The following is an 8147-nucleotide window of genomic DNA, read 5'->3' on the forward strand; positions in this document are numbered from 1 at the left end:
TCAATGGCCCGCAGCCGATCCCGGTGACGGTCACCATCCAGCCCGGGTCGATGTTCACGCTCGGCGACGTCGTGCTCAAGGGTGACGCCGCCAATATCAGGGGCGCCGATTTCGGCCTGATCGCTGGCGGCAATGCCAGCTCGGATGCGATCTTGAAGGCGGAAGCCCAAATCGTGCGCGCGCTCAAGGAAGAGGGCAGGCCGCTCGCCAAGGTGACGAACCGCACCATCGTCGCCGACCATGCCACCACTACGCTCGACGTCACCCTAGACGTCGCCGCTGGCCCGATCGCGGGTTATGGCGCAACGACGGTCGAAGGCACCGAGGCCGTGGACCGCGACTTCACCGTCTACATGACCGGGCTGGAACGCGGCCGCCGCTATTCGCCCAAGGAGATCGACGACGCGCGCAGCAGGCTTTTGGCGCTCGACGTGTTCAGCTCGGTGTCGATCAACGAGGCGCTTGCGCTCGATCCTACCGGCGAGATCCCCATCGGCGTCCGCGTCAGCGAACGCAAGATGCGTTATTTCGGCGCCGGCGCCAGCTACTCCACCACCGAAGGTTTCGGCGTCGAGGGCTATTGGGGCCACCGCAACCTGTTTGGGCATGCCGAAAAGCTGCGGATAGGCGGCTCGATCGGCCGCATCGGCGACACGATGGAGCTCAACAAGCTCAACTACAATGCCGGCATCATGTTCGAAAAGCCAGGCGTCATCGGGCCAGCCTCGAAGTTCTTTTCCAGTGCCAAGGTGTCCTACGAACATCCTGACGCCTATGACATCTTTTCGATCAAAGGCAATGCGGGCGTCTCGTATGAGCTGACCAAGGAGCAGACGCTGTCGGCCGAGCTGGCCGTCGAATATTCCGACATCGAGGACGCGCTCAATCCCGATGGCCAGCGCTATCTGCTTGTCTCGACGCCGCTCCAATATGCTTATGACAACCGCGACGACAAGTTGAACCCGACACGTGGTTTTCGCGCGCTCGCTTATGCCGAGCCGACCTACGATGCGCTCAACAGCAACGCCTTCGTCAAGCTCAAGGGCGAGGGATCGACCTATTACGGGCTCGGCCCCAACAACCGCTTCGTGCTCGCGGGGCGCGCCGCGATCGGGTCGATCCTTGGCGCCAGCCTGCAAGAAGTTCCCGCCGACCGGCGCTTCTACGCGGGTGGCGGCGGCTCGGTGCGCGGTTACGCTTATCAGGGCATCGGCCCGCATCTCAACGGCCAGCCCACCGGCGGCCTGTCTTACGCCGAGGGCTCGGTCGAGATCCGCTATGCGCTCAACGACAAGATCGGCATCGTGCCGTTCATCGACGCTGGCACCGTTTCGGCCGAGCAGTTCCCCGATTTCTCCAGCGTGAGCGTGGGTGCCGGCATCGGCGTCCGCTACCTCACGCCCTTCGGCCCGCTGCGCGTCGACGTGGCAGTGCCGCTCAATCCCGGCCCCGACGATCCGAGCTACGGCATCTATGCCGGCGTTGGCCAGGCGTTCTGATCGCGATGGTTATGCTGAAGAAAATCCTGCGCATCCTCCGCATCGCGATAGCAGTCGTTCTGGCTTTCGTGGTCGGTGCCACCGCTGTCTTCACGCTGACGTCCAAGGGCCGCGAAAACCTTGCCGGGCTGATTTCGTCAGTTGCCTCCACCGACGATCAGAAGATCAAGCTGAGCGGGTTGAACGGCATCTGGTCGGGTAGTCTCAGGCTCGACAATGTGGTGATCGAAGACCGTCAGGGCGCATGGCTCGCATTGCGCGGCGTTTCGGTCGACTGGTCGCCCTTGGCGCTGTTTTCGCGCACCTTCCGCGCCGACAAGGTTGCTGTTGATCGCATCGAGGTCGCGCGGCTGCCTGCCGCCGGCGCCAAGAAGCAGAGCAGCAGCGGCGGTTTTTCGCTGCCGGTTTCGGTTGACGTCAAACAAATCGACCTGCCCGAAATCGCGCTGGGCGAAGCGCTCGCTGGCACCGGCATCGCCGAACTTGCCGCCAAGGGCATGTTGCGCGCCGACCGTTCGCCGCTCGGCATCGAAACCAAGCTCAACATCGCGCGCAGCGACGGCAAGGAAGGCGTTGTCGATGCCGATATCGYGTTTGCGCCCGCCGACAATCGCATCGCGCTCAATATTCGCGCTGCCGAGCCTGCAGGCGGCATCATCGCCAACATCCTGAAACTGCCCAACCAGCCGGCCGTCGAACTGATCGTGTCGGGCGAGGGGCCTGCCGCCAACTGGAGCGGCAACGGCACGTTTACCGTCGACGGCAAGGTCGTCACCCGCATTTCCGGCACGCATCAGCTGACCGACCAAGGCAACGTTGTTTCAGCCAAGGGCGACGGCGCTTTCGAAGATTTTGTTCCAGCGATGCTCAAGCCGCTTTTGGCCGGCAACACCACCTTCGACGTCGCCGGCACCAGGACGACCACTGGCGGCATCGACATCGAACGCGCCACAATTGCCAGCAGCGCCTTGACCGCAACTGCCGCCGGTTCGCTCAACCCTGAAGGTGCCGCCGATCTGTCGCTCGACGTCAAGGCCAACAGCGCGCCCATCGTGCTCAGCCTCGGCAGCGACGCCCAGCCGGTCACGGTCGCCATCAATGCCGCCAGCCTGCGTGCGCTTGGCGATGGCAAGGCCCCGGCCATCGATTTCAGCGCCTCGCTGGTCTCGGTCATCGCGGGCAACTCGGAACTTCGCGACATCGTGGCGTCAGCCCATTCGGATGCCTTCGACATCGCCGGGCGCAGCGGCCCGGTGGCGATCAAGCTGGGTGTGGCAGAACTCAAGACTGATGTCGCCACATTGGCACCACTGGTTGCAGGGCGCGTGTCCGTCGACATGGCGGGGTCGATCAGCAAGACACAAATCGTCGTCGACGAAGGTACCATCCGCTCGGATGCGCTCAACGGCCAGATGAACGCCAAGGTGAACCTGGCCGATCTCGCGCTCGAACTCGGGCTCAAGGCCGACGTGCTGTCCAGCGCACTGCCGGCTGGTGTTCGCATTGCGTTGGCCGAGCGGACGCAGTTTTCGGCGACCGCAAGCCGTGACGCGGAAGGTGCATTCGCCGCCAACGCCATCGAACTCACCTCAGGCGCGTTGAAGGCCCAAGGCACCGCGCGCGTGAAGGGCAGTGAGATCGACGCCGATCTCAAGGGTTCCTTCGCCGACGTTTCGCTGCTGTCCAAGCAGGCCAAGGGCGCCATCGATTTCGCGCTCACCGCCAAGGGCGCGCGCACCGCGCCCGACGTCTCGCTTACCGTCACCAGCGACCGCATCGAAGCGGCTGCGCGCGAAATCACAGGGCTCAATTTAACGGCAACCGGCAAGATCGATCCGGCAAATCCGGCAGCCAATGTGGCACTCACCGGCGATGTCGCTGGCCAGCCGCTTCAAGGCAATGCCGTGCTGCGCACGGCCGATGGAAGGCGCGAGATCAAGGGCCTGTCGCTGTCGCTTGGGCAAAACAAGCTTTCCGGCGACCTCGTGCTCGACCAGGGTTTCGTGCCGCTCGGCACGATCACCATCGACATGCCCGACATCGGGCCGCTTGCGGCCCTCGCGCTTGAAACTGCTGAAGGTGACGTGCGCGGCAAGATCAACTTCACCCGCAGCGGCGACATCCCCCAGGTAACGGTCAACGCGACCACCGGCTCGCTCAAGCGCGGCGACCTCGCCGCCAATGACGTGGCGATCAACGCCGACATCCTGAACTATCTCAAGGCACCGGCGATCTCAGGCACGATCAAGGCCAAGTCGGTAACCTCGGGCAAGACCGTCATCTCTGGCGTCGCTGTCGACCTCAAGCGCGACGGCGAGTGGACCGGCTTCTCCGGTGGCGCCACCGTGGCCGACATTCCGGCAAAGGCTGCCGGTCGCGTCAAGCTGGCGGGTGGTGTGACGACCATCGAGCTTGCCTCGGGCGAGGCGACGATGCGCGGAATCCGCGCGGCGCTCTCCCGGCCGACCACGGTTTCGATCGCGGGCGGCACAACGACGCTCGACCGTCTGGCGCTGAACCTCGGCGGCGGCACCGCAACCATTTCCGGCACCGCCGGTTCGGCCCTCAATCTCGATGCGACGCTAGCCAATGTGCCGGCATCGCTCGCCAACTCGTTCTCGCCAGGTCTCGGCGCTGCCGGTTCGATCTCGGGTACGGTCAAGGTCTCAGGTGCTGCTGCGAACCCGACTGTCGGCTTTGACCTCGACGTGACAGGCGCTGCAACCTCGCAGACTATGGGGGCCGGCTTCGGTCCCATGAATATCGGCTCCACCGGCACCTTTGCCGGCGGCCGGCTCACCTTCCAGTCGACCATCGGCGACGGATCGGGCCTGGCGCTCAAGGGCGGCGGCACAGTCGTCACCAATGCACCGGTCACACTCGATCTCAATTTCGCTGGTCCAGTGCCGTTCTCGTTCCTCGCCCGCACGCTTGCGGCCCAAGGCATGGCACTGACCGGCTCAGCCGACGTCAACGTCCAGGTGCGCGGCCCCGCCACATCGCCTGTCATCAGCGGCAGTGTGCGTGCATCGGGCTCACGGCTTTTGATGGCGCAGTCGGGCATTGCCATCAACGACATCAATCTCGACGTCGGTATCGCCGCAGGCGTTGCCCGCATCAACCGGCTCACCGGGTCGCTGTCGACCGGCGGCCAGCTTACGGCCAGCGGTACGGTCGGCACCGATGCCTCCACGGGCTTCCCGGCGGATATCACCGTCAAGCTCACCGATGGCCGCTACACCGACGGCCGCGTGGTCACGGCCAATCTCGGTGGCGACATCGCCATCAAGGGCCCGTTGACGAAGGCACCGGTGCTTTCAGGCACCATCAATCTCGCTCGTACGGTCATCAGCATCCCCGAAAAATTCCCGGGTTCGCTGACCGCCGTCGACGTCAAGCACAAGAACGCTCCCAAGGCCGTTGTGGCGCAGCAAGAAGCGATGCGTCCGCCGACCCAGGCCAGCGGCGGCACCGGAGCGCTCGTCCTCGATGTCACGATCAACGCGCCCAGCCAGATATTCGTCCAGGGCCGCGGCCTCGACGCCGAGCTCGGCGGCACGCTGCGCCTGTCGGGTTCGTCCGCCGCTCCGCAGGCCGTCGGCGAGTTCACGCTCAAGCGTGGCCGGCTTTCCATCCTGGGCAAGCGGCTTAACTTCACCAGGGGTTCGGTCGGATTCTCCGGTTCGCTGGTACCGACGATCAATTTCGCCGCCGAGACAACCGCCGGCGACGCGACCGTCACCATCACCGTCACCGGTGAGGCCAACAACCCGAAATTTTCCTTCTCTTCGGTGCCCGCTCTGCCTGAAGACGAAGTTTTGGCGCGGTTGATTTTTGGCCGTTCGATGTCGAACCTGTCGCCCCTGCAGATCGCCCAGCTGGCCGAAGCGGCGGCCCAGATGGCCGGCATCGGCGGCTCCACCTCGCTGCTGTCGAGCCTGCGCGCGACGCTTGGCGTCGATGATCTCGACATCAGGACCAACGACCAGGGCGAAACGTCAGTTGCTGTCGGCAAGTATCTGAACGACCGCACCTATTTGTCACTGGAGGCGGGCGACAARCCGGGTTCGGGCAAGGCCACCATCGACCTCAATGTCGGCCGTGGCGTCAAGCTGCGTGGCCAGGCCACGGACGCCGGCGAAGCCAAGGGCGGCATCTTCTACGAACGTGAATATTGAGCCGGCAGACAGCCGGTTCTGACATCATCAGCAAAGTGTCGTGGCACTGTCGTTGATTGTTGGAACGCAGGTAAATTAGCAAAGGCGAAGATTCCAGCGAATCCGGCGCGCATTACCATTTTTGCGCCAACTTTGTCGCTATCGCGCGAACTGCCCCCCTCCCAAAATTGCAGACTTGGTTCCGGGAACGACGACATCCAACCGTTTTGACAACGGGAAATGGATGCGGAATGGTAACGTTACAGGCCACTTCAATGGGAGACGGAAATGACATTCTACAAGAGCAACTCAGATCTTGTTCCCAGCCACATCCGTGAGCTGGCCAAGAGCGCCGGGACCGGCGAAATGGACCGCCGCGAGTTTCTGGCCCTGGCGAGCGCCWTCGGCGCCACGACAGCGATGGCCTACGGCATGCTGGGGCTGGTCGCGCCGAGCGAGGCCTTGGCGCAGGAGCCCAAGAAAGGCGGTGTCATCCGCGTTTCGATGTTCGTGAAGGATCAGAAGGATCCGCGCAGTTACGACTGGCCGGAAATGGCCAATGTCACGCGTCAGTTCCTCGAGCCGCTGGTCAAATACACCCGCACCTTCACATTCGAGCCGGCCCTGCTCGAAAGCTGGGAAATCAACGACGACGCCACCGAGTACAAGCTGAATGTGCGCAAGGGTGCGACCTGGAACAACGGCGACGAGTTTAACGCCGACGACGTCATGTTCAACCTGCTGCGCTGGTGTGACGGTGCTGCCGAAGGCAACTCGATGGCGGCCCGCATGGGCGCGCTTGTCGATCCGGCGACGAAGAAGGCCAAGGAAGGCGCCATCACCAAGGTCGACGACTACACCATCGCTATCAAATTCCCGGCGCCCGACATCACCTTCATTCCCGGCGTGTCCGACTATCCGGGCATCATCGTCCACCGCGACTTCGAAAAGAACGGCTCCAACCTTGTCAGCCATCCGATCGGCACCGGGCCTTTCGAGCTGGTTTCCTACGATGTCGGCTCGAAGGCCATTCTCAAGCGGCGCGAAAACGGCAAGTGGTGGGGCGGTGAAGCCTATCTCGACGGCGTCGAGTTCATCGACTACGGCCCTGATCCGTCCGCTGCCGTCAACGCCTTCGAAGCGGGCGAGGTCGACACCAACTATGAAACCGTGGCCGACTATGTCGACATTCTCGATGGGCTTGGCCTGGTTAAGTCGGAGGTAAATACCGCTGCGACGATCGTGGCGCGCATGAACGTTAGCAACAAGCCGTATGACAACCAGAAAGTCCGCAACGCGCTTCAGATGGCAGTGGACAACGCGACCGTTCTGCAACTGGGCTATGGTGGCCGTGGATCGGTGGCGGAAAACCATCACGTATCGCCGATCCATCCGGAATATGTCGAACTGCCGAAGAAAGCCCGCGATATCGCAGGCGCCAAGAAGCTGCACGACGAGTCCGGCGTCGGCGACATCGAGCACGACCTCATCACCACGGATGAGGACTGGCACAAGAATACCGGCGACACCATTGCGGCTCAGATCCGCGAGGCCGGCATCAAGGTCAAGCGCACAGTGCTTCCGGGTTCGACCTTCTGGAACGACTGGACGAAGTACCCCTTCTCGATGACAACCTGGAACATGCGCCCGCTTGGCGTGCAGATCCTGGTGCTCGGCTACAAGTCGGGCGAAGCCTGGAACGAAAGCGCATTTGCCAATCCGGATTTCGACAAGAAGCTGACCGAAGCCACGGCGCAGCCCGATGTCGAGAAGCGCAAGTTGCTGATGAAGGATCTCGAGCAGATCCTTCAGGACTCCGGTATCCTGATCCAGTCCTATTGGCGGTCGCTGTTCAATCACTCCGCCAAATATGTAATGAACCACGGCATGCACCCGACAAACGAGCACGACTTCTACCGGGTCTGGCTCGACAAGGAGGCCTAAGCCGTCCACTGTTGAGGGGAGGGACCTCTGCGTCCCTCCCGCTGTTCGCCAGGCGGTCCCGGTCATGCCGGGAGCGCCTGATACAGAGCCCAACCCAGCAGGCAGGGGGCGACAACAGTGCTTTCATTCATCCTCAGACGCCTCGGGACCATCGGGCTGACGATGCTGTGCCTGACGCTCGTCGTCTTTTTCCTGATCAACCTCGATCCGAACCTGAAGAAACTGGCGATCAGCCAGACCGAGATGCGCGCCAGCTCAGAGCAGCTCGAAAGCTGGCTGCAGCGCAACGGCTATCGGCAGAACTTCTTCGTCCGCTACGGCCAATGGCTCGGCGTGATGCCGAAGCAACCGAACATCGACCCGGCGACCGGCCAGGCCGTGCCGCGCTTCTCTTTCTGCAACGAACCTTCGGTGCCGCAATTCTCCGGCGTGCTGCAAGGCGATTTCGGCTGCTCGACCAAATTCAAGGCGCCGGTGGCCAAAAAGCTGTTCCCGGCACTCGGAGCCACCGGCATCCTGATGTTCTGGGTGATGGTGACGATGGTCC

At 63.0% G+C, this 8147-nt stretch carries 3 protein-coding genes and 1 pseudogene; all 4 read left to right on the forward strand.

What is annotated here, in order from left to right; genetic code table 11:
• Positions 1 to 1499 (forward strand): autotransporter assembly complex protein TamA (locus tag AC1DUU_RS16120; RefSeq protein ID WP_476784418.1); only part of this gene is annotated, 1499 nt, incomplete at its 5' end.
• An 11-nt stretch (positions 1500 to 1510) separates the two neighbouring features.
• Positions 1511 to 5677 carry a translocation/assembly module TamB domain-containing protein gene (locus AC1DUU_RS16125; protein ID WP_476784419.1) on the forward strand — a complete coding sequence of 1389 codons (4167 nt, stop codon included), beginning with the start codon at positions 1511 to 1513 and terminating at the stop codon, positions 5675 to 5677.
• A gap of 267 nt (positions 5678 to 5944) precedes the next feature.
• Positions 5945 to 7600, forward strand: a complete 1656-nt coding sequence (locus tag AC1DUU_RS16130) for an ABC transporter substrate-binding protein (protein WP_476784420.1) — start codon at positions 5945 to 5947, stop codon at positions 7598 to 7600.
• A 117-nt stretch (positions 7601 to 7717) separates the two neighbouring features.
• A pseudogene (locus AC1DUU_RS16135) lies at positions 7718 to 8147 on the forward strand (ABC transporter permease); the annotation flags it as partial.

It is taken from the genome of Aminobacter sp. P4_H6_2, from assembly GCF_056400805.1.